This window comes from Acetobacter papayae JCM 25143 (assembly GCF_000613285.1).
GTDB lineage: Bacteria > Pseudomonadota > Alphaproteobacteria > Acetobacterales > Acetobacteraceae > Acetobacter > Acetobacter papayae.
Window position 1 is genome coordinate 1 of the sequence record NZ_BAIN01000050.1, and the last position, 17,689, is coordinate 17,689.

The window sequence follows — 17,689 nt, forward strand, 5'->3', positions numbered from 1 at the left end:
CGCGCAGGGCCGCCCCGCCCAGTGGGGGTAGTCGTGGTGGCAGAGGCGCGCGGTGCAGCAGGGTCGTTAGCGCGGTCAGCAGAATGGGGCTGTGCATGACACTGCCGCCATGGCTCCATGGCAGGGGGGCGGCCTCGCCTAGCTGATCGGTGGCGGCCTGTGCCTGTTCGGCCAGATGGTGGGCAGCATGGTGCAGCAGTGCCGTGGCTGTGGGGCTGCCTGCATCGGCCTGCTCACCTACGAACAGCGCTAGTTCCGCTATGGCGGAGCGGGGGTGCGCGCGTGTGCGCAGCCATTCACGCAGGGCATTGGCGGCATTGGCTCGTGTGGTGGTGGCATGGTGGGAGCCCGGTGCATGATCCGGCGCAGGCAGGCCCAGCCTGTGCAAGAGCGCATGGGCAAAAGCGGGGTCTGGCGCATGGGGGGTGTCGAGATAATGCGCGGCATGGCGCAGGGCTTTGCGGCCAAGCCAGTAACCTCCGCCCTCATCTCCCAGCAGCCAACCCCAGCCCCCTGCGCGGGCCGGTCGGCCATCCGCCCCACGGACCATGACGACAGAGCCCGTGCCCGCCAGAATAAAAATACCGGGCCCATCGGCAAACGCGCCGCGATGCGCGGTTTCCACATCGTTTTCCAGACATAGGGCAACATCCGGCCCCAGAGCCGCCCGTACGAGGTTGTCCTGCGCTGTGCAGGACGGGCGTTCGGCATCATACCCTGCCATGCCAAGACCAGCCGCCCGTAGGCTATGGTGTGGCAGGCGCTCTAGCAGTGTGCGCAGGCATTCTGCCCAGTCGGGACGGTCGAACGGGTTGCAGCCGAGGCCTTCCGCACGGGCGCTGACATGGCCTTCGCGGGTTATGATAACTGCGCGTGTATAGGTGCCGCCGCCATCCAGCGCCAGAATGGTGGGGTCTGCCCTGTTGGTGTGGCTGTCCTGTTTCATGCCTGCATGGGGCTTGTCTGGCCCAGCCGCTCCAGCGCCAGCCCCAGCCGCCCGTTGCACAAGGCCAGCAGGGTGCGGGCCTGAGCGGGTTGCAGGCCTGAATGACGGCCTTGCAGCAACAGCGCTGCCAGTTTGATGCTGCCTTCGGCCTGCTGGAGAGCGGCTTCGGCCTGAGGCTGCGTGCAGTCGGTCAGATGCTGGAGCATGCGGTGGGCGCGGCGCACCAGTTTGATGTTGGACAGGCGCATATCCACCATCTGGCCGCGCCATGTATGGCCCAGCCGCACCATCAGGCCGGTGGAAAACAGGTTGAGGGTGATTTTCTGGGCCGTGCCTGCCTTCATCCGGGTGGAACCGGCAATGACTTCCGACCCGGTCCATGTCAGAACCGGGCATTGCGCTTCAGCCAGCAGGCGGCTGTCCGGGCTACAGGCCATGCCGATGGTCAGGCTGCCGGCAGCGCGGGCATGGGCAATGGCGGCGCAGGTATAGGGTGTGCCCCCGCTGGCGGCGATACCGATAACGACATCATCAGGCGTGGGAGCATGGGCCTGCATGGCGCGGATGGCCTCGGCCTCGTCATCTTCCGCTCCTTCCACGGGGCTGAAAAGGGCGGCATCGCCCCCAGCCAGCAGCAGCACCAGCCGTGCGCGTGGCCAGCCATAGGTTGGGATTAGTTCCACCCCATCCTGCAATCCAAGGCGGCCGGATGTACCGGCCCCTATGTAGAAAAGACGCCCACCCCGTTCCAGCCGCGGCAGCGCCTCAGCCATGGCCGTTTCAAGGGCGGGCAGGGCCGCCCGCACGCTGGCGGCTGCATCAAGCTGGCTGTCCAGCAGGGCGGAAAGCAGTGTGGTGGTGGGCCATTGCTCCAGCCTGTCGTAACGGGGGTCCAGCATTTCCGTGCGGGCCGGGGCGGGAGGAGGGGCTTGCTCGGTCATGAAAAGGTCCTGTTCCGGCGGACGGTATGGCGCATGCGGCCTATAGCATGGCTTATCAGTGCTGCCACGCACAGCACGCCCATGCCCGGCGCGATCAGCCATGCAAAAGCCAGTGGCTGCCCGTGTGGGCGAAGGAGCAGCATGCCCAGCACGGAGGCAGGCAGGCTGAGACAGAAGGCGGGCACCAGATTGCGCGCACTGAGTTTAGGCAGCAGCATACCCGCCAGATAACTGCCCAGCATGGGGCCATATCCGCAGGCGGCAATGGACAGCCCGACAAGCACCGCTGCTTGCCCGGCATGGGCGAACAGGCTTGCGCACAGCACAAGGGCAATGGCCCATAATGCTGTAATGGCGCGCGCAAGGCGCAGGCGGGCCAGATCCGGGTTGGGTGTGCCGCACCAGTGTAGCAGTGGACGGCAGAGAGTAGAAAAATCCCCCATTACGGCGGCGGTCATGGCCGACAGGGTAGAGGAAAGCGAACCCATGGTGGCGGCCAGAATGGCCGCGAGCATAAGCCCCCGCAGGCCGGATGGCAGGTCTTGGGCAATATAGGCGGGAAAAATGGCATCGGTGCGGGTAAAACCAGCCTGCGCTGCCGATACGCCACCATGGTGCACCCAGAGCAGAACCCCCACCAGCGAAAGTAGGCTGAACAAGAGACCGGCACCAATGGCGCTGCCCATGAGGGCCAGCCGGGCATCGCGCAGGCTGCGGGCGGCCAGTACACGCTGCACCATAAGCTGATCCGTTCCGTGCGAGGCAAGGGAGAGCACCGCTCCGCCGCCAATGGCCGCCAGTGGCGTGAACGGGCTGGTAAAGGCGGGCGCATGGTGGGTAAACAGGCTGAAACGCCCCGCTTCATGCAGCATGTCGAGTGTACCGGGGGGAGCCGCATGCCATAGCAAGGCAGCGCAGGCGAGCGAGCCACCAAGATACACCGCAAACTGGATACTGTCTGACCAGACCACCGCGCGTAACCCGCCCTGAAGTGTGTAGGCGAGTGTCAGTATCATGATAGCGGCAAGGAGCACGGGAGCGGAAAGGGAGAAATGCAGGGCCGCTAATATGCCCGCCAGCGGTAGCATGCCCGCGAACAGGCGCACGGCTTCCGCCAGCAGGCGGGTGAGCAGAAACGTGCCCGAAGCCAGCCGTTGCAGCGTGTGGCCAAAGCGCTGGCCCAGCCAGTCATAGGCACTGAGCATGCGGCCTTGTTGATACAGCGGCAGAAATGCCCATGCCACAATACCCCGACCCAGCAGGTAGCCCAGCGCCAGCCCCACGAACACCATGCCGCTGCCATAGGCGATGCCCGGCACGCTGATCAGTGTCAGGGTGGATGTTTCCGTGGCCACAAGGGACAGGCATAGTGCCCACCATGGCAGGTCGCCATGCCCTTCCAGATAGGCATGGGCCGAGGCCTGCCTGCCCGCAAGGGCGAGGGCAAGGGCGGGCATGCCCGCCAGATAGGCCAGCAAGGTTAGCCAGTCCAGCGTAGTCATGGCGGTGGAAAAAGCGTGCGCAACACCATATCGTAAATGATAGGCGTGTTTGTCCGGGATCGGAACGGCCTTTATGCGAAATCCGGCGGAGGGCTGTTTTGGCCCTGTCCGCTTTGGCCCTGCCAGCGGGCCGGAACAGAGAAAAAGGAAGAGGCATATGCAGCACGATCAGAACGGATGTGGGCAGGCGGCCTGTGGTGCCCTCAGCCCCGAGCAGGAGCATATCCTGCGCGGACACGGCACCGAGTATCCGGGTTCAAGCCCGCTTAATCATGAAAAGCGCGATGGTGTTTACTGCTGTGCGGGCTGTGGCACGGCCTTGTTCAGTTCTGCCGCCAAATATGAAAGCGGAAGCGGCTGGCCTTCGTTCTGGCGACCCGAGCCCGAAGGCGTTGCCACGCAACGCGACACCAGCCACGGCATGGTGCGGACCGAGGTGCATTGCGCGCGGTGCGAAGGGCATCTGGGCCATGTTTTTCCCGATGGCCCGCCCCCCACGGGCGAGCGCTACTGCATTAACGGTCTGGCGCTGGTTTTCCGGCCTGCGGGAACATAAACGGCTTAAAGGGGAAAGAACCTGCGGTTACAGCTCGTGTCAGGTGGCGGGCAGGCCGTGGCGACCGCCTACGGCACGCAGGAAAAAAGCCCATGCGCGGTCGAAAAAAACCTCGCGCTCCGCTTTGCTCTTGAGCGGGTCTAGCCCGAACAGGCTGTCTTCCAGCGGCCAGCCGGTAATCAGCCTGTCAGCAGGCGGGCGGCGGTATCGTCCGCATTGCCGGGCTCGATTTGGCCCTTGCTTTCCGCGGCCTTGAGCAGGCGTACAATCGCATTGTGGAAAGGCTGGCCAATGGCTTCCACCGCCTGCCGCAGCAGCGAGGGGTGGCGGTGCCCGTCGGCAATAAGAATACGGTAGGTGCCCAGTGAATCCGGCCGCAGGGTCAGGTCCAGCAGCAGGGTGCAGATGTGGCGCAGTTCCTCAAGCGGGTCTTTCAGCGGGGTGGCGGCCATGGCTTGCAGCACGGTGCCTGTCAGGTCTGAAATAACCGCGATAAACAGCGCTTCCTTGGAAGGATACCGGCGGTAGATGGTCTGCTTGCTGGCCGAGGCCTTGCGCGCAATCTGGTCTATGGAAGTGCCCGCATAACCATGCTGCACGAACAGGCCCGCGGCGATTTCCAGCAGATACTGATCCAGCTCTTCCGTATCATGGGCCGTAGGGCGCCCGCACCGGCGCTTGCGGCCTTTCATGCAGGGGTTGAGCATATCCAGCAGGCGGGTTGGGCGCTTGGTTGCATCCGTATCGCAGGAGGAAGAAGGCGGGCGGGACTCGGACACTGATCTGTTCGTTCTGTTCTTGCCTGCACACGCAGGCATGCGGTGCTTTCTTGCTTGTTCCGGGGGTGGCTTAGGCCATTGTCGGGTGTTTGTAGTCCGTCCGGTGAACAGGTTGCAAGCAAAGGATATCGACCGCCCGGCAGCCGGGGCGGTTGAACTGGTAGTCTTACTTTGAAGAGACGGACAGGCATGCGCCAGCCATGAAAACGGCTTTCAGGACCGCTTATTGGGCTGGCGCCGGACTGTATCAGTCGTTTTTGCCAAAGGCCGGGCGGGTACTTTCAAACAGGAACCACGTCCTGCGTTCGCCTTCGTCAATCCAGTTTTCAATCAGGCTGGCGGTGGCGACATCATGCGCATCGTCACACAGGTCGTGCACGGCGCGCAGGCGGCGGACAAGGGTCTGGTTGTCTTCACGCAGTTCGGCCAGCATGTCTTCGGGCGTGACATATTCGACATCGTTATCGGCAATAACTGTCTTGCGGCTGATTTCGCCTACCGAATGCAGGGTTGTGCCGCCAACCTTTCTGGCGCGTTCGGCCAGCGGGTCGGTCATGGCGAACAGTTCCTGACTCTGCTCGTCCAGCAGCAGGTGGTAGTCGCGGAAATGGCGACCGCTCATATGCCAGTGGAAATTCTTGGTCTTGATATACAGGGCAAAGACATCGGCCAGAACGTCCGCCAGCCCGGCTGTCACGGCCTGAAGTTTTTTGGCATCCAGATCGCTGGGCGTGCCCAGATATTCCCGGACATGGGCTTGCGAGGCTGTCGTCTTGGTCATGGTTTCGGCCTTTTTCCGTTAATAACCATCGCGCAGTCAGGCTTGCTTCAAAGCGGCTGACTGCCTGTTGATTACGTGGCGGCTATGGCTCGGCATGCAAGGGAGCCGCCCGGATATGAAGGAAAAAAATACTTCATCGCACGGAAACGTGAAAACGATGACAACCTTGTGACAGGTTCTTGCCAGAGCTTAATGCCCGCTGGATGCGGGGCTTTCGTATTCCTCTTTCAGCGGGCGGCTGAGCAGTAGGGCCTGCGCGTGCGAAAGGGTCAGTTGCCCGGACAGAAAGGCCGCAATGCACTGGGTAATGGGTGCGTCCACACCGGCCTGTGCCGCCAGTGTCACAAGGGCATCCGCCGTGGTGACGCCTTCTGCCACGCCGGGCAGGCTGGCCAGAGCATCGGTGGTGGATGCGCCCCCGCCAAGGGCCAGCCCCATGCGGTAATTGCGCGACTGATCACCCGTGCAGGTCAGAAGCAGGTCGCCCAGCCCGGCCAGCCCCGCCAGCGTGGCCGCCTGTCCGCCCAGCGCGCAGGCTAGGCGTGTAATTTCAGCCAGGCCGCGTGTAATCAGTGCTGCGCGGGCATTTTCTCCCAGACCGGCACCAATGCAGATCCCTGCCGCAACGGCGATGACATTTTTAGCGGCTCCCCCCAATTGCACGCCCATGCAGTCCTGACTGGCGTAGAGGCGGAAAAGCGGGGTGGCCAGTTTATCTGTCAGGCTGCGGGCCAGACTGATATGCGGTGCGGCAATGACAGCGGCAGCCGGCAGCCCTGCGGCAATTTCGCGTGCGAAGTTGGGGCCTGAGAGCACAGCACCGGGAACATCAGGCCGTTCGCGCGCCAGAATATCCAGCGGAAAAGCAAGAGTTTGCTGCTCTATGCCCTTGCAGCACAGAATGGCCGGTGTTCCGGCGGGCAGCAGAGGCATGATGCTGGAGAGAGACTGTGTCGGTATGGCCACCAGCACGGCTTCAAACGCTGTATCGGGCAGCGTGGATGAGACCTGCACGGAGCCGGGTAGCGGAAAGTCTGGCAGGCGGGGCATGGCCCCTGATGGCAGGGTACGGTCTGAACGGGCCCACAGGTGAACCTGTGCGCCGGTGCGGGCTACATGCAGGGCCAGTGCGGTGCCCCACGCACCAGCACCCATGACAAGAAAGGGTTTGTTCATGTTTCGAGCCGTGCCAGAAGCCCCGCTGTTGCGCAAGGCCGCTGAGCGGGCCGGACTGTCTGTTGTGCTCAGGCGGACAGGGCGATTTCTGCGTTGGAGGCCACGGCCTGCCGGGCTGCGGCTTCATGGGCGAGTTGGTGCTTCTTGCGGGCTTCGCGCAGTAGGCACACCACACCCTGCACGCAGTTACCGCACTGTGCCCGGCACCCGCGTGCAGCATAGACCTCGCGCGGATGGGTTGCGCCACCAGCGACTGCCGTTTCCACATCAACATGGGTAAGTCGGTTACACGAACAGACAACCATAGATCACAGCCCTGAGTCGTTGCGTCCTGAAGCAACAATAACAACAAATGATAATTAGTCGCAATAGTTTTGTGTAGCCGCCCGCGCGGGTGGGTTTTGGCCAGCTTTTGGTGGTGTGGCAGGCTCTGAGTGGGGCCGATTCTACCCGCAGGCCGCTGTCAGGGGATAACGATCGTGCTTCCAGCCTTGACCCTGTCCAGAGCGATCAGGGAACGATAACTTGCAACCGAGTCATTCTGAGCAAAAAGGCGGCGGGTGATTTCTTCATAAGTGCTCATGTCCGGCGCAATCACAATCAGGATAAAGCTGATACCGCCTGTAACATAGTAACATTGCTGCACCTCCGGGGCGCTGTGAAACAGCTTTTTCGCGTTATCGACCGTTTCGATCCGCTCATCCTTCAGGCGTATTTCAACAATGGCGGTAATGCTCATACGTACGGCCTGTACGTTCACAACAGCCGTATTGCTGGCAATAACCCCGGCATTTTCCATGGCGGCAATCCGCCTTTGCACGGCTGCGGCGGAAAGATTGACCCGCTCGGCAATCTGCCGCTGGGGCGTTTTGTTGTCTTTCTGGAGAATGCGCAGAATAGCCCTGTCGAAATCATCCAGCGCACGCGGGGTGGATTTTTTGCTCATATGCGAGTTTTTGTTGCATTAAGGCGACCAATCAAGAGCACAAAAATCACTTTCCCGATGATATGTCTCTGCGCAAGGAGACACATGGCGTGACCATCATGGCAGATAATAAACAGGTAGATACAGCACAGACCATGTCTTTGGGTATGCTGTGCGGTGCAGGGGCGGGCGCTTTATGGGGCTGGTTTTTCTGGCGCCGGAACTGGCGCGTCCGTTCACCCCCATGCAGGTGGCGATAGGGCGTTATCTGGCCTATGGCATCCTGTCCGCCATCATGATTGCGCCGCGTTGGAAAACCCTTCGGCACAGTATAAAGAAAAAGGATTGGGAGGCGCTTTTCTGGCTCTCCCTGTGCGGCAATATTTTCTATTATATCCTGCTGTCCATGGCCGTGCAGAAAGGCGGCATTGCGCTCGCCTCGCTGGTTATCGGGTTTTTACCCGTTACGGTCACGATTATCGGTAGCCGGGATAAAGGGGCTGTATCGTTTTATGCGCTGCTGCCATCGCTCTTGTTCTGCACGGCTGGGGCGAGTTGTATTGCATGGCAGGCCCTTGCGGCATCTGGTGCTGGCAGCCATTCTGTAAGCGGTTTTTTCTGCGCGGTTGTCGCGTTGGTGTTGTGGACAGCCTATGCGGTGGGCAATAGCCGCTGCCTTGTGCGCCTGAATTCGCTTTCCGTTCATGACTGGAACCTGCTTACAGGCATTGTCACGGGTGCGCAGGCTGTGGTGTTGAGCCCTGTCGCCCTTTTGAGCGGGCCTTTCACTTATGGTGCGGATCAGTGGGGACGGTTTGTTGCCGTGTCCTGTGGGGTAGCCATTGTTGCATCCATTTTTGGCAATGCCCTGTGGAACCGGATGAGCCGTCTGGTGCCTTTGACCATGACCGGACAGATGATCCTGTTCGAAACCTTTTTTGCCCTGATTTACGGTTTTCTGTGGGAAAGCCGCTGGCCCCGCCCGCTTGAGGTCGCGGCCTTCGTGTGCATTACCCTGAGTGTGCTGACATGCGTTTCAGTGCACCAGAAACATGCCGCCAGAGGGCGTAGGGCGGTTAATGCTCTGATGGAAAATGGAGTGTAAGGTGATGTCTGTACTGTCTTTCGATGATTTCACAAAAGTGGATATCCGCGCAGGCACGATTATTGATGTGCAGCCTTTCCCAGAAGCCCGCAAACCGGCATGGAAACTTACCATTGATCTGGGGCCGGAAATCGGAACAAAACGCTCAAGCGCCCAGATTACAGAATTGTACAGCGCAGATGACCTGATCGGCCGACAGGTGGCCTGTGTTGTCAATCTTTCACCGCGCCAGATTGGCCCGTTTATCTCGGAAGTTTTAACGCTCGGTTTTTCAGATACAGACAGAAATGTTGTTCTGATCACTCCCGAACGGAGCGTGCCAAACGGTAGCCGCCTGTTTTAACCAGAACAGTTTTCTAGCGCCCGAGGAAACAGGCAAGCGAGACTGTCTGAAACAGGCAGAGCAACTGATTTTCTGAGGGTATAAAAACCGGTTCAGGCGGCTGGTGGAGCTGAGGGGAATCGAACCCCTGACCTCCTCATTGCGAACGAGGCGCTCTCCCAACTGAGCTACAGCCCCGCCTGTCTTTTCGGTGAGGTCGTGTATAGGGCTTACCAATTTTCTGTCAAGCTGTATTATATACCACTATACCCGAAGGACGGCATGCCGTGCCATGGCGGAAGGATCAGGTTCTATCGTGTTTGTATTGTTTGTGATTTTGACGCGCGTGCTGGAAATCTACTGCTGGATTCTGCTTGTATCCTGCATCTTCGTGAACCTGTACGCTTTTGGTATTCTGGACAGCCGTAACCAGATCGTCTGGAAAATCGGTGTTTTTCTTGAGCGCCTGACCGAGCCGGTTCTCGCGCCCGTACGTCGGGTTTTGCCGACACCCGGCGGCATAGATTTCAGTCCCATGGTGGTGCTGCTGCTTATTCAGTACGTGTTGCAGCCAACACTGGTCAAACTGCTTTACCTGTCGATGGAGAATGGCGGCTGAACAGCAATGGGGCCACCAGTTATGTTGACTGCCATGGCTGGTTACTGGCTATGGCAATAAAAAACGCCGAACCTTCCATGCGGGAAGTTCGGCGTTTTTTGTATTCGTGCCTTTAATTAAGGCCGCCCAACTGATTCCTGCCTTCCTTTGAATAAGGCGGCAGGAGCCGTTTTTTAGTGATGGGCCGGGGCCGGGCTGTTGTCTTTTTCAATATGCATGAGGGTGTAGCCGCTCATGATGATAACCGGCACGAGGAAGGCCACGACTGTCGCGCTCAGCGACGACGTGCTCATGCCCAGGAAAAAAGCGATCAGGTCAAAGCCCAGCAGCGCCACGCACACAAACATGCCCATCTCTTGAAAACCCTCTTGTTCGGGCGAGACGCCCTGACCATTTTCTCACCAGCATCCTTGTCTGCCAAGGGGCTGCGGGGCCAGATCCCACCACAATCGTTCACAAACCAAACAGCCGTTACACTACTCCTTTAGCTTTTGTGGTCAAGCGGCGCAGCGCATGGCCCCCCGGCTTTTTCCGAAGAGGTAGCGGGAGAGGAGGCGCTGCCATTTGCAGGCTTTGCGGTGGCTGAAGTGGACGGGCAGGTGTTGTCCGGTGCCGCTCCGGGGTTTGTCGGGTCTATCGCGGCAGCCTGATTGCTGTTTTCCACGGAGCCAGCCACAGGTGCCGTTGTGCCAGATTGGGCCGCGGAGGCCGCAATGGGTGCCGAGGGTGCTGTTGGGGTAGTAGTCGCTGCATCCGAGGTCATTTTGGTTACGGTCTCGGGCTGCTCCTTGGTGCTGCTGGCGCTGCCCGTTGCAGGACTCGTCACGGCTACAATGGGCGGCAATGGTGCTGGATTTGAGGGTGTAGCCGTAGTCGTGGGGACATCGGAGGCCATGCTGGCTGGCGCATCAAGTGGTTCTGAAGACGGGGGTGGCAGCGGGGCAGATGTGTCCTGTGGCGCCGAAGCGTTGGTGTAATGGACGGCGGGCTCGACAGTCTTGGCGCCGGGCGTGGGCAGACTCGGAGCGTGGAAGGCTGAAACCGGACCGAAAATCGGGTTGTTGCTGACAGAATGGGCCGATGCGGGGGGAGTGGTCAGGCAGCCTTTGACCAATGTCGCGCAAACACCATCCGAGCCGATCATGCGGTCATTGTCGCCGCTATAGTGCATGTCACTGACACGCCCATCAACGATACGGATCGAGGCAATGCAGGTCTTGCCCGCACCACCCATGGAGGTCTGCGCCAGATTGACCACCGTTTGCAGCGGGAACAGGTTGAGTCGTTGGTGGAGGGCACATTGATGGAGCGTGTGTACTGAAAGATCTGCACATGATCATCCAGCCGGGCGGTCTTGTCCGGTATGCCCGCACAGGCCTGAAGGTCTTCGCTGGTCATGCCAATAACCTCAAGCTGGCCTTTATGGGCTCGCCGTGAATCGTTGTAACCGCATGCGGCCAGAGCAGGCAGGGCCAACAGGGTAGCGTAACGCCGCAAACGGCGACCATGGTCACAGCAGAGCAGGGGAGTGCGGAGCGGGTTGTGACCGGTGCGGGGGGCGTTTTGCTTCATGCGTCCTCGACAGGGCAGGGGCAGGCTTACGTGGGGCGCGGCGTGGCGAAAATCTGCCATGGCCGGGCTTGTGCCGGGAGCGGATGTGCATACCGCTGTTTGGGTGAGTTGTCATGAGGGGGTTTTTATGCCCTGCTCTGCACCGGACAGCGCTCCCCGTCAGGCCCGTGCAACCTGCGGGCCGGAAGGGGGCTGGTGTCTCGCCGGTTGAGGAGGGTGGGCTGCCCCCAGTCTGCCTGCCGGTGCGGTCTTCTGATGAAACCCGACAGGAATGAGAACATGATCTATCGTAAGGTGGCTGTGGTGGCCGCCGTTATGCTGTCTTCGGCTCTTGCCGTGGGTGCCCATGCCGAACCCGGCGGGTGTCTTAAATATGGAGCCGCCGGGGCTGTTGGCGGGCATCTGGCGGACCACCATAGCGTGCTGGGGGCGACGGCGGGCTGCGTGGTGGGCATGTACAAGCGGCATGAATACCGTAAGGAAGCCCGGATGAAAGCGCATCTGTATGATCAGGAGCATCCGGGTGCCAAAGGTTCGTATGAACAGAAAGCCACGGCTTATGATGTGGAACACTCCACCACACCCGGCGCCATGACACCGTCTGAGCCGCCTCATCCTGCTCAGCCGCCAGCTCCCGCAGCAGCTCCTGCCCCGGCGGAACATCTGTAAGAACTCCTCGGGCTGGTACGGCTGGCAGGTTCAGCCGTTCTGGTTCTCGGCGTTGGCCTGCATGCTGCGCAGCACATAGCCTGTGGCAACTTCCAGAACATGGCTGAACGCCTTGTGGAGTTCGGCCATGTCCAGCAGCCCATAGCGGTGCAGGGTGTGAATGATAAAAGCCAGACCGTTAAGGTCTGGCTTTTTGCGTAGCCAGTCAGTTTGGTTCAGTCGTCGGGCGTTGAACCGGCATATGGTCAGCAGAATGACATCCAGCGCGATATGCCCGCCCAGAACACGCCCTAGCGGGGTCTGGTCCGCATAAAGAGACGGGATGATGGAATGGATTTTCCAGTTCTGGATGCGGGGTGCGTAATGCACTGAATAATAGAGATATTCTGAAAAATTGATGCGGTCTGGAGCCCCAAGATCATGCACCGCAGTGTCAAGCAGGGTCTTGCACAGCCGGGATGCCGTTTCGAACGACAGGGCATGTTCGTGAAGCCGAAACAAGCGGGCAGAAAATTGCAGCAGTGCTGGAACCCGCAGTTGCGCTGTCGTCAGGCAGAGCGAAGTCGTGGCCAGAAGTTCATTTTCCTGCATGCCGCGCAGCAGAAGGTGGAAACTGTGCCTTCCGTCTTCCATCAGCATGGAAAGTTCCTGACGGAAGACTTCTGCTTGTTGCGGGCACAGACTGCTGGGGTGTGAATGGGTCATGATGCGTGTCATGGAATGTGAATGACATGAACAAGGGAGAGGTTTTCCTGAAATTTTTCATGGTTTTCAGGCAGGTCGATCGGAAAGGAAAATAATGTGCCGATGTATGATCGCACGCCTGCGTGCGGGGGCTCTTAAAACCTAATGCCCAGAACTTTATGAATAAAGTGTTGAGATTTATATTTTTTTCACATTGTCATAATGGTTCGCCCTGATCAGGCGACCCGCGCAGTCTGTTTCAGGGGGCGGGTTATTCCAGCCCCTCACGCATGGCGTTCTGATGGCGGATGTTCTCTTCCTGCCGCTGGCGTTTGCGTGCACGCTCTTCCTCCATATTGGCGCCAGATGCGTATCTCCACGGGCCGCGGCCAGTCGGGTCTGGTGTTCGCGCTCGGCATGGCGGGCATGGCGCTTTGCGTCCCATTGGCCATGGCAGGTTGGGCAGCTCACACCCGCTTCATAGAGGGGGGATGCTTTGTCTTGGGGGGAAAGCGGGGCGCGGCATGCGTGACACAGTTCCATTGCGCCCGGTGTCAGGCCGTGGCCTACTGTCACGCGCTGGTCGAACACGAAGCATTCGCCCTGCCACAGGCTGTCCTGCTCGGGAACTGTCTCCAGATATTTCAGAATGCCACCCTGCAGGTGGTAGACTTCGTCAAAGCCTTCGGTCTTGACGAAGGCCGTAGCTTTTTCACAGCGTATGCCGCCGGTGCAGAACATGGCCAGCCGGGGTTTGCGGCCCTCTTTCGTGAATGTATCGCGGTTCTTGCGGAACCATTCGGGAAATTCGCGGAATGTTTTGGTGCGCGGATCAGTCGCGCCCCGGAACGTGCCGACAGCCACTTCGTAATCATTGCGCGTGTCGATCAGAATGGTGTCGGGGTCTTCCAGCAGGGCGTTCCATTCCGCCGGGTCGACATAGGTGCCGACCGTCTTGTTGGGGTCCATATCCGCAACCCCCATGGTGACGATTTCCTTTTTGAGCCGGACTTTCATCCGCAGGAAGGGCATGGAAGGTGCTCGGGAAAACTTGACCTCAATCGCCGCGCAGCCGGGCAGGGTACGGATATACGCCACAACGGCCTCAATCCCGGCATCGCTTCCGGCAATGGTGCCGTTGATCCCTTCATGCGCCAGCAGCAGAATGCCCTTCACGCCCTGTTCGGTGCAGGTGTGTAGCAGGGCATCGCGGATTTCCGGCAGGTTTTCAAACGCAGTAAACCGGTAAAGCGCCGCCACGCGGTAGGGCAGGGTGTTGTCATCCTGTGCCGGAGAAAAAGCCGGGGTGGTGCTGGCGGTCGTCATGGCGGTGTCCTTGCGGTTGCGCGGCTTTGTGCCGGATGAACCGGCGGAGGGCGTAAATGGGGCAGCCCCTTTGCATTGGCGTCGGTTTAGCGGGGCGGAGTGGGGGGCGGCAAGCGCTTTCCTGTGCCTAGCCCATGCCGGACATGGGATCGTGGCATCCGGTTGAGGAAACGGACAAAAAGGCAGGCCTGTGTTAAACCCTGCCGGTCAGTTCAGGGCTACCTCTTCACGCCAGACGTGGTCCGCAAGGGTGTTGCTCCTGATAAGCAGGAAAGGAAAGTCCGGCCGATGAAGCCTGAGCAGAAAACCGGTATTCTTGCCGTCATCAACAGGCTGAATGACGGCGTGGCCGTGCGGATGACCTGGATATTCGGCAGTATCTGGTGCGTTTATGCTTTTCTGGTTTTTTCGCTGGTGCCTGCCTTATGCCGCAGTGGCAGGAGACGCTGCTTTATATCAGCAACTGTATCCAGCTTGTGGCGCTGCCTGCGCTTATGGTGGGTAGCGCCCTGCTGAACAAGGCACAGGACGACCGGGCGATGGAGGATCACCGCGCGCTGGTGGAAATCCTTAGCGATGTGCGTGAGGAACTGGCGGATCTGAAACTGCGCACGGCTGGCATTGCGCGCGATACGTCCGAAGCCCTGCAACGCCCGACGCTGACGGATGTGTCCATTTCCGACCAGACATTCGTCAATATGGGCGACAAGCCGGAGTCTGACAGTCCCTGAAAGCGTTACCCGTCATGGCTGATGGCGCAGTGCAAGGGGTTGTGCGTGCTGGAATGGAGTCGGTTTTGAGCGGTTGTGGATGAGTTATACCGCGCCCGAATCGTAGCTGCGCTGCAAGGTCAAGGGGTTTCTGGCACGTAGAAGCAAAAAAACCGCAAAAACCTTGGAAAACGGCGATTTTTTTAATCGGTCGTTCAAAGGGATATCCACAGATTCTCGGGGCGGATTACGGGAAAACCCTGTGGATAGTTTTGTGGAAGGGAGAGGAAGCCGAGCTTTTTTCCGGCTTTCTGCATTTGTTCCTGTTACCGTTTTGTGTCACTTGCGGCCCGTTCATGGCGCGGGCGATGTCGGGTCGCCACGCGCCAGGTCATCTGTTCCCTAAAGGGTGTCAGACGTTTTCGGGCACCTTGCTGGCAACGCACAGCTTGTTACCATCGGGGTCGCGCAGATAAGCGAGATACATGGGGCCTACCGGCGTCTGGCGGATGCCGGGCGGGTTTTCAATGGCGGTACCGCCGTTTTCCAGACCCGCCTTGTGCCAGGCTGCCGCATGCGCGGGTGAAGGCGCTGCAATGCTGATGGTGCCGCCATTGGCCGGGGTGGCGGGCTTGCCATCCAGCGGCTTGGTGACCAGAAAGCGCGCGCCGTGATGAGAGTAGCTCAGCCGCCCACTGGCGTTGATTTCAGAGGGGGGGATGTCCAGGGCCTGAAATGTGGCGTTGTAGAATTTCTGCGAGCGCGCAATGTCGTTGCTGCCCACCATGATATGCGTGAACATGGTCTGTCCTTCTGTCGTGGTCTGACAGGGCCAAACTAGAACTCCGCGCGGCTATGGCCAAGCCCTGCCCCCGGTCTTGCGTAAAATCGTGGGCAGGTGTGTGGGGTCAGTTCATTCCCGCTATTCTGGCGAAGTGGCGCTGGCGCTTGAAGAACAGTTTTTTTGCCACCACGAACAGCGAGCGCTCAAGCAGGCCATGCGGTTTGAGCCCGACAATCTTGCACACCATGCCGGTAACACGGCGCAGGTGGCGCGGCTGATAGTTTTTCATGGTGCGCGCCATATAGGCGGCAATGCAGCGTTGGTGGTCATAGGGCAGTGAAGGGGGTTCGTTGGTGGTGTAGTAGGCAGAGGCGAGTTCATCATCCTCGCTTTCCGTCACCCGCCCCAGTGCAATGCGGATGCGTTTGAGCAAGCCTATGTTTTCGCGCTGCAGGTAGCGGTGCATATGGTCGTAAAACAGCTTGAAATGCCGGAATTCATCCGCCGCGATCTGCTTGCACAGAGCCTTGAGCACAGGTTCCTGCGTTGAGTCGGCCAGAGCGGAATAGAAGGACGAAGTGCCGGTTTCCACCATACAGCGCGCGATCAGTTCTCCAGTGCGCGAGCCACGAACGGATTCGTGCACATCAAGCGGAATCTGGTAGAAATCGCGGTAACGGCGGAAGGCGGCTTGATAGTCCCATGAGGGGTCGGCCAGCATGGCCCAGCGGCCAAGGGCATCGCCATGCTGGATTTCCTCCAGCGCCCACAGATCGGCCGCGGTGCGGAAGTCCGGATCATCCTGAAAGACGTTGTTGAGGTAGTGCGCGTAATCCACGCTGTTGCGTTCCACAACCGAGGCCGCCTTGATGGCGGGCACAAGCTGCGGATCCACTTTCGTGATATCGAACTCATCCCACGGGAGCTGGTCGATTTGCCAGTGTTTCATGTATCGAACCTCCTCCTGCGCCCGTGGCAGTGTCTGCATGTCTTTCTGGCCCGGCCAGAATACGGCCACTTGGGCAAGGTGGAGGCGGTTTGCCGCCTTGCGCCACGTTGCCCACGGGGGCTGGCTGGGGGTTTTAGACCATCCTTCCTATGGGCGGAATGATGGAAAACAAAAAAATACGACCTCGTCTCCTGTCAATACTCACCACAGCGTGACTGCCACAAGGCTGACGCACCCCACCGGCCTGCCCCGCAGGAGCCTGTTTAACATGCCATGGGCGGTGAGGTTCCGCAGTCAGGCAACCCGGTGTCGATAAGGCGGTGTTTCCACCGGGCTGCCGTTTTGTTTTTCAGGCATCCTGCTCGCAGGGGGGAGCGGGTAGTTCGTCACCCGGCTGGGCGGGGGCAGCGGGCGGGGTTTGCGCTTTTCATCCAGTGCGACAAAAATGAACTCGCCTTCCGTCACCTTGGAGGTGATGTGCGTATGCCGCGCCCTGCGCCATGTCTCGACATGGATATGCAGCGATGTACGGCCCGTGCGGGTAATGTCGGTGTAAATGCTGACTTCATCCCCCACAACGACAGGTTCAAGAAAAACGAGGCTGTTGATCGCAACCGTGGCGCAGCGTCCATTGGCCCTGAAAGCCGCCGTGGTGCCTGCTGCAAGGTCCATCTGCGACATGATCCAGCCGCCGAACACATCTCCCGCCGGATTGGTGTCGGTGGGCATGGCCACGACCCGGATTGTGGGGATGCCTGTAGGCAGAACGGGTTCAGAAGACGGACACATACGCGAAACTCCTTGTAATGACCCCTCAGGCCCGCAGGCTCAGGGCAGTGGTGTCCTTAACGTATCAGCACCTTTTAGTTGCGGATAAGGATATAGTTTATCGTTACGTCAAAGTTGATGTAGTTGTCTTTCATATCCGGCGGTACCGGGGGCAGTTGCGCCCCATGGAACATGCGACAGTCGCGGCATCAAGTTCGGTCACGCCGGACGAGCTGGTTTCGAACACCTTGAAGACATTCCCCTGCCTGTCCAGCACGACATGCACAGCTGTTGTGCCGGAATTGCCGTTTTGGGCGGCTTCTGGCGGGTAATACAGGTGGCGTTGAATCCAGGCATCGATTTCCGCCGCGTAATCGCTGCTGACACCATGAACCGATGTGCGCGACGAGTAATGGGCGTTCAGTGCGCCGTTTTCCACCATCGGGCCGATAGACAGGTCAAGCGGGGCACCACTGCCCCCGCTACGCCCGCGCCGGGCCCTGCGCGGAGCAGGAGCCTGATCGAAGGACGTGTCCATGGGGTAATCCAGCGGCGAGGGCGTGTGGTGGCTGGGT

The 17,689-nt window shown here is 59.8% G+C and carries 19 protein-coding genes, 1 tRNA gene and 3 pseudogenes; 6 read left to right on the plus strand and 17 right to left on the minus strand.

Annotated elements, in window-relative coordinates; translation table 11 throughout:
- The 3 genes from JCM25143_RS11140 to JCM25143_RS11150 form a co-directional block, all read right to left on the minus strand.
- The coding region (locus tag JCM25143_RS11140) for an N-acetylglucosamine kinase (protein WP_025861208.1) at nucleotides 1–946 on the minus strand (946 nt) is incomplete at its 3' end.
- Nucleotides 943–1,887 carry an N-acetylmuramic acid 6-phosphate etherase gene (locus tag JCM25143_RS11145; RefSeq protein WP_025861209.1) on the minus strand — a complete coding sequence of 315 codons (945 nt, stop codon included), beginning with the start codon at nucleotides 1,885–1,887 and terminating at the stop codon, nucleotides 943–945. The genes JCM25143_RS11140 and JCM25143_RS11145, both read right to left, overlap by 4 nt.
- A complete protein-coding gene (locus JCM25143_RS11150; RefSeq protein WP_025861210.1) occupies nucleotides 1,884–3,389 on the minus strand; it encodes a sodium:solute symporter in 1,506 nt (501 codons plus the stop codon). The genes JCM25143_RS11145 and JCM25143_RS11150 overlap by 4 nt, the downstream gene beginning before the upstream one ends.
- A 157-nt stretch (nucleotides 3,390–3,546) precedes the next feature.
- On the opposite strand from JCM25143_RS11150, the gene msrB reads away from it, so the two are divergent.
- Entirely contained in the window at nucleotides 3,547–3,945 is a 399-nt protein-coding gene (gene msrB / locus JCM25143_RS11155; RefSeq protein WP_025861211.1) for a peptide-methionine (R)-S-oxide reductase MsrB, read from the plus strand.
- 179 nt (nucleotides 3,946–4,124) lie between these two features.
- Here msrB and JCM25143_RS18980 read toward each other — a convergent pair whose 3' ends face one another.
- The 5 genes from JCM25143_RS18980 to JCM25143_RS11180 form a co-directional block, all read right to left on the minus strand.
- Complete coding sequence (locus tag JCM25143_RS18980) at nucleotides 4,125–4,724, minus strand: TetR/AcrR family transcriptional regulator (protein WP_051543253.1); 600 nt, start codon at nucleotides 4,722–4,724, stop codon at nucleotides 4,125–4,127.
- A 247-nt stretch (nucleotides 4,725–4,971) separates the two neighbouring features.
- Nucleotides 4,972–5,505 carry a Dps family protein gene (locus JCM25143_RS11165; RefSeq protein ID WP_025861213.1) on the minus strand — a complete coding sequence of 178 codons (534 nt, stop codon included), beginning with the start codon at nucleotides 5,503–5,505 and terminating at the stop codon, nucleotides 4,972–4,974.
- Nucleotides 5,506–5,694: 189 nt separating this feature from the next.
- Nucleotides 5,695–6,681, minus strand: a complete 987-nt coding sequence (locus tag JCM25143_RS11170) for an NAD(P)H-dependent glycerol-3-phosphate dehydrogenase (RefSeq protein WP_025861214.1) — start codon at nucleotides 6,679–6,681, stop codon at nucleotides 5,695–5,697.
- 68 nt (nucleotides 6,682–6,749) lie between these two features.
- Nucleotides 6,750–6,986, minus strand: a complete 237-nt coding sequence (locus JCM25143_RS11175; RefSeq protein ID WP_025861215.1) for a (2Fe-2S)-binding protein — start codon at nucleotides 6,984–6,986, stop codon at nucleotides 6,750–6,752.
- A gap of 158 nt (nucleotides 6,987–7,144) precedes the next feature.
- Nucleotides 7,145–7,627, minus strand: a complete 483-nt coding sequence (locus JCM25143_RS11180) for an Lrp/AsnC family transcriptional regulator (RefSeq protein WP_025861216.1) — start codon at nucleotides 7,625–7,627, stop codon at nucleotides 7,145–7,147.
- Between the two features lie 175 nt (nucleotides 7,628–7,802).
- On the opposite strand from JCM25143_RS11180, the gene JCM25143_RS18985 reads away from it, so the two are divergent.
- Both JCM25143_RS18985 and JCM25143_RS11190 read left to right on the plus strand, forming a co-directional pair.
- Complete coding sequence (locus JCM25143_RS18985; protein ID WP_234395194.1) at nucleotides 7,803–8,711, plus strand: DMT family transporter; 909 nt, start codon at nucleotides 7,803–7,805, stop codon at nucleotides 8,709–8,711.
- Between the two features lie 4 nt (nucleotides 8,712–8,715).
- On the plus strand, nucleotides 8,716–9,054 hold the full coding sequence (locus JCM25143_RS11190) for a tRNA-binding protein (protein ID WP_025861218.1): 339 nt from the start codon (nucleotides 8,716–8,718) through the stop codon (nucleotides 9,052–9,054).
- A gap of 101 nt (nucleotides 9,055–9,155) precedes the next feature.
- Here the strand turns inward: JCM25143_RS11190 and JCM25143_RS11195 are convergent.
- Nucleotides 9,156–9,231: transfer RNA gene (locus JCM25143_RS11195), tRNA-Ala, on the minus strand.
- Nucleotides 9,232–9,325: 94 nt separating this feature from the next.
- Here JCM25143_RS11195 and JCM25143_RS11200 point away from each other — a divergent pair.
- A complete protein-coding gene (locus JCM25143_RS11200; protein ID WP_035371075.1) occupies nucleotides 9,326–9,652 on the plus strand; it encodes a YggT family protein in 327 nt (108 codons plus the stop codon).
- 173 nt (nucleotides 9,653–9,825) lie between these two features.
- On the opposite strand, the gene JCM25143_RS11205 is transcribed toward JCM25143_RS11200, so the two are convergent.
- Together JCM25143_RS11205 and JCM25143_RS25420 are read right to left on the minus strand one after the other, a co-directional pair.
- A complete protein-coding gene (locus JCM25143_RS11205; RefSeq protein ID WP_025861220.1) occupies nucleotides 9,826–10,005 on the minus strand; it encodes a hypothetical protein in 180 nt (59 codons plus the stop codon).
- 131 nt (nucleotides 10,006–10,136) lie between these two features.
- A complete protein-coding gene (locus JCM25143_RS25420; RefSeq protein WP_051543255.1) occupies nucleotides 10,137–10,910 on the minus strand; it encodes a hypothetical protein in 774 nt (257 codons plus the stop codon).
- A gap of 629 nt (nucleotides 10,911–11,539) precedes the next feature.
- Here JCM25143_RS25420 and JCM25143_RS11215 point away from each other — a divergent pair.
- Entirely contained in the window at nucleotides 11,540–11,893 is a 354-nt protein-coding gene (locus JCM25143_RS11215; protein WP_408735036.1) for a hypothetical protein, read from the plus strand.
- A gap of 30 nt (nucleotides 11,894–11,923) precedes the next feature.
- Here the strand turns inward: JCM25143_RS11215 and JCM25143_RS11220 are convergent, their stop codons facing one another.
- Together JCM25143_RS11220 and trhO are read right to left on the minus strand one after the other, a co-directional pair.
- Nucleotides 11,924–12,598 carry a hypothetical protein gene (locus JCM25143_RS11220; protein WP_148300115.1) on the minus strand — a complete coding sequence of 225 codons (675 nt, stop codon included), beginning with the start codon at nucleotides 12,596–12,598 and terminating at the stop codon, nucleotides 11,924–11,926.
- A gap of 342 nt (nucleotides 12,599–12,940) precedes the next feature.
- Nucleotides 12,941–13,903 (minus strand): annotated as a pseudogene (gene trhO / locus JCM25143_RS18995) (oxygen-dependent tRNA uridine(34) hydroxylase TrhO); the annotation flags it as partial.
- Between the two features lie 288 nt (nucleotides 13,904–14,191).
- On the opposite strand from trhO, the pseudogene JCM25143_RS19000 reads away from it, so the two are divergent.
- Nucleotides 14,192–14,634: pseudogene (locus tag JCM25143_RS19000) on the plus strand (hypothetical protein).
- Nucleotides 14,635–15,025: 391 nt separating this feature from the next.
- On the opposite strand, the gene JCM25143_RS11235 reads toward JCM25143_RS19000, so the two are convergent.
- The 4 genes and pseudogenes from JCM25143_RS11235 to JCM25143_RS19010 form a co-directional block, all read right to left on the minus strand.
- Nucleotides 15,026–15,415 carry a VOC family protein gene (locus tag JCM25143_RS11235; protein ID WP_025861224.1) on the minus strand — a complete coding sequence of 130 codons (390 nt, stop codon included), beginning with the start codon at nucleotides 15,413–15,415 and terminating at the stop codon, nucleotides 15,026–15,028.
- A 106-nt stretch (nucleotides 15,416–15,521) separates the two neighbouring features.
- Nucleotides 15,522–16,346, minus strand: a complete 825-nt coding sequence (locus JCM25143_RS11240) for a ferritin-like domain-containing protein (protein WP_025861225.1) — start codon at nucleotides 16,344–16,346, stop codon at nucleotides 15,522–15,524.
- Between the two features lie 349 nt (nucleotides 16,347–16,695).
- Nucleotides 16,696–17,135 (minus strand): annotated as a pseudogene (locus JCM25143_RS19005) (acyl-CoA thioesterase).
- A 130-nt stretch (nucleotides 17,136–17,265) separates the two neighbouring features.
- Nucleotides 17,266–17,689, minus strand: a 424-nt coding sequence (locus JCM25143_RS19010) for a TonB family protein (protein ID WP_234395195.1), incomplete at its 5' end; no start/stop codon positions are given.

Coding starts and splice junctions, on each gene's coding strand:
- JCM25143_RS11170 (WP_025861214.1), bottom strand. CDS start 6,681: ATGAACAAACCCTTTCTTGTCATGGGTGCTGGTGCGTGGGGCACCGCA.
- JCM25143_RS11200 (WP_035371075.1), top strand. CDS start 9,326: ATGGCGGAAGGATCAGGTTCTATCGTGTTTGTATTGTTTGTGATTTTG.
- JCM25143_RS11205 (WP_025861220.1), bottom strand. CDS start 10,005: ATGGGCATGTTTGTGTGCGTGGCGCTGCTGGGCTTTGACCTGATCGCT.
- JCM25143_RS11190 (WP_025861218.1), top strand. CDS start 8,716: ATGTCTGTACTGTCTTTCGATGATTTCACAAAAGTGGATATCCGCGCA.
- JCM25143_RS11240 (WP_025861225.1), bottom strand. CDS start 16,346: ATGAAACACTGGCAAATCGACCAGCTCCCGTGGGATGAGTTCGATATC.
- JCM25143_RS11235 (WP_025861224.1), bottom strand. CDS start 15,415: ATGTTCACGCATATCATGGTGGGCAGCAACGACATTGCGCGCTCGCAG.
- JCM25143_RS11150 (WP_025861210.1), bottom strand. CDS start 3,389: ATGACTACGCTGGACTGGCTAACCTTGCTGGCCTATCTGGCGGGCATG.
- JCM25143_RS11145 (WP_025861209.1), bottom strand. CDS start 1,887: ATGACCGAGCAAGCCCCTCCTCCCGCCCCGGCCCGCACGGAAATGCTG.
- JCM25143_RS11165 (WP_025861213.1), bottom strand. CDS start 5,505: ATGACCAAGACGACAGCCTCGCAAGCCCATGTCCGGGAATATCTGGGC.
- JCM25143_RS11215 (WP_408735036.1), top strand. CDS start 11,540: ATGCTGTCTTCGGCTCTTGCCGTGGGTGCCCATGCCGAACCCGGCGGG.
- JCM25143_RS11180 (WP_025861216.1), bottom strand. CDS start 7,627: ATGAGCAAAAAATCCACCCCGCGTGCGCTGGATGATTTCGACAGGGCT.
- JCM25143_RS11175 (WP_025861215.1), bottom strand. CDS start 6,986: ATGGTTGTCTGTTCGTGTAACCGACTTACCCATGTTGATGTGGAAACG.
- JCM25143_RS18985 (WP_234395194.1), top strand. CDS start 7,803: ATGGGGCTGGTTTTTCTGGCGCCGGAACTGGCGCGTCCGTTCACCCCC.
- msrB (WP_025861211.1), top strand. CDS start 3,547: ATGCAGCACGATCAGAACGGATGTGGGCAGGCGGCCTGTGGTGCCCTC.
- JCM25143_RS11220 (WP_148300115.1), bottom strand. CDS start 12,598: ATGACCCATTCACACCCCAGCAGTCTGTGCCCGCAACAAGCAGAAGTC.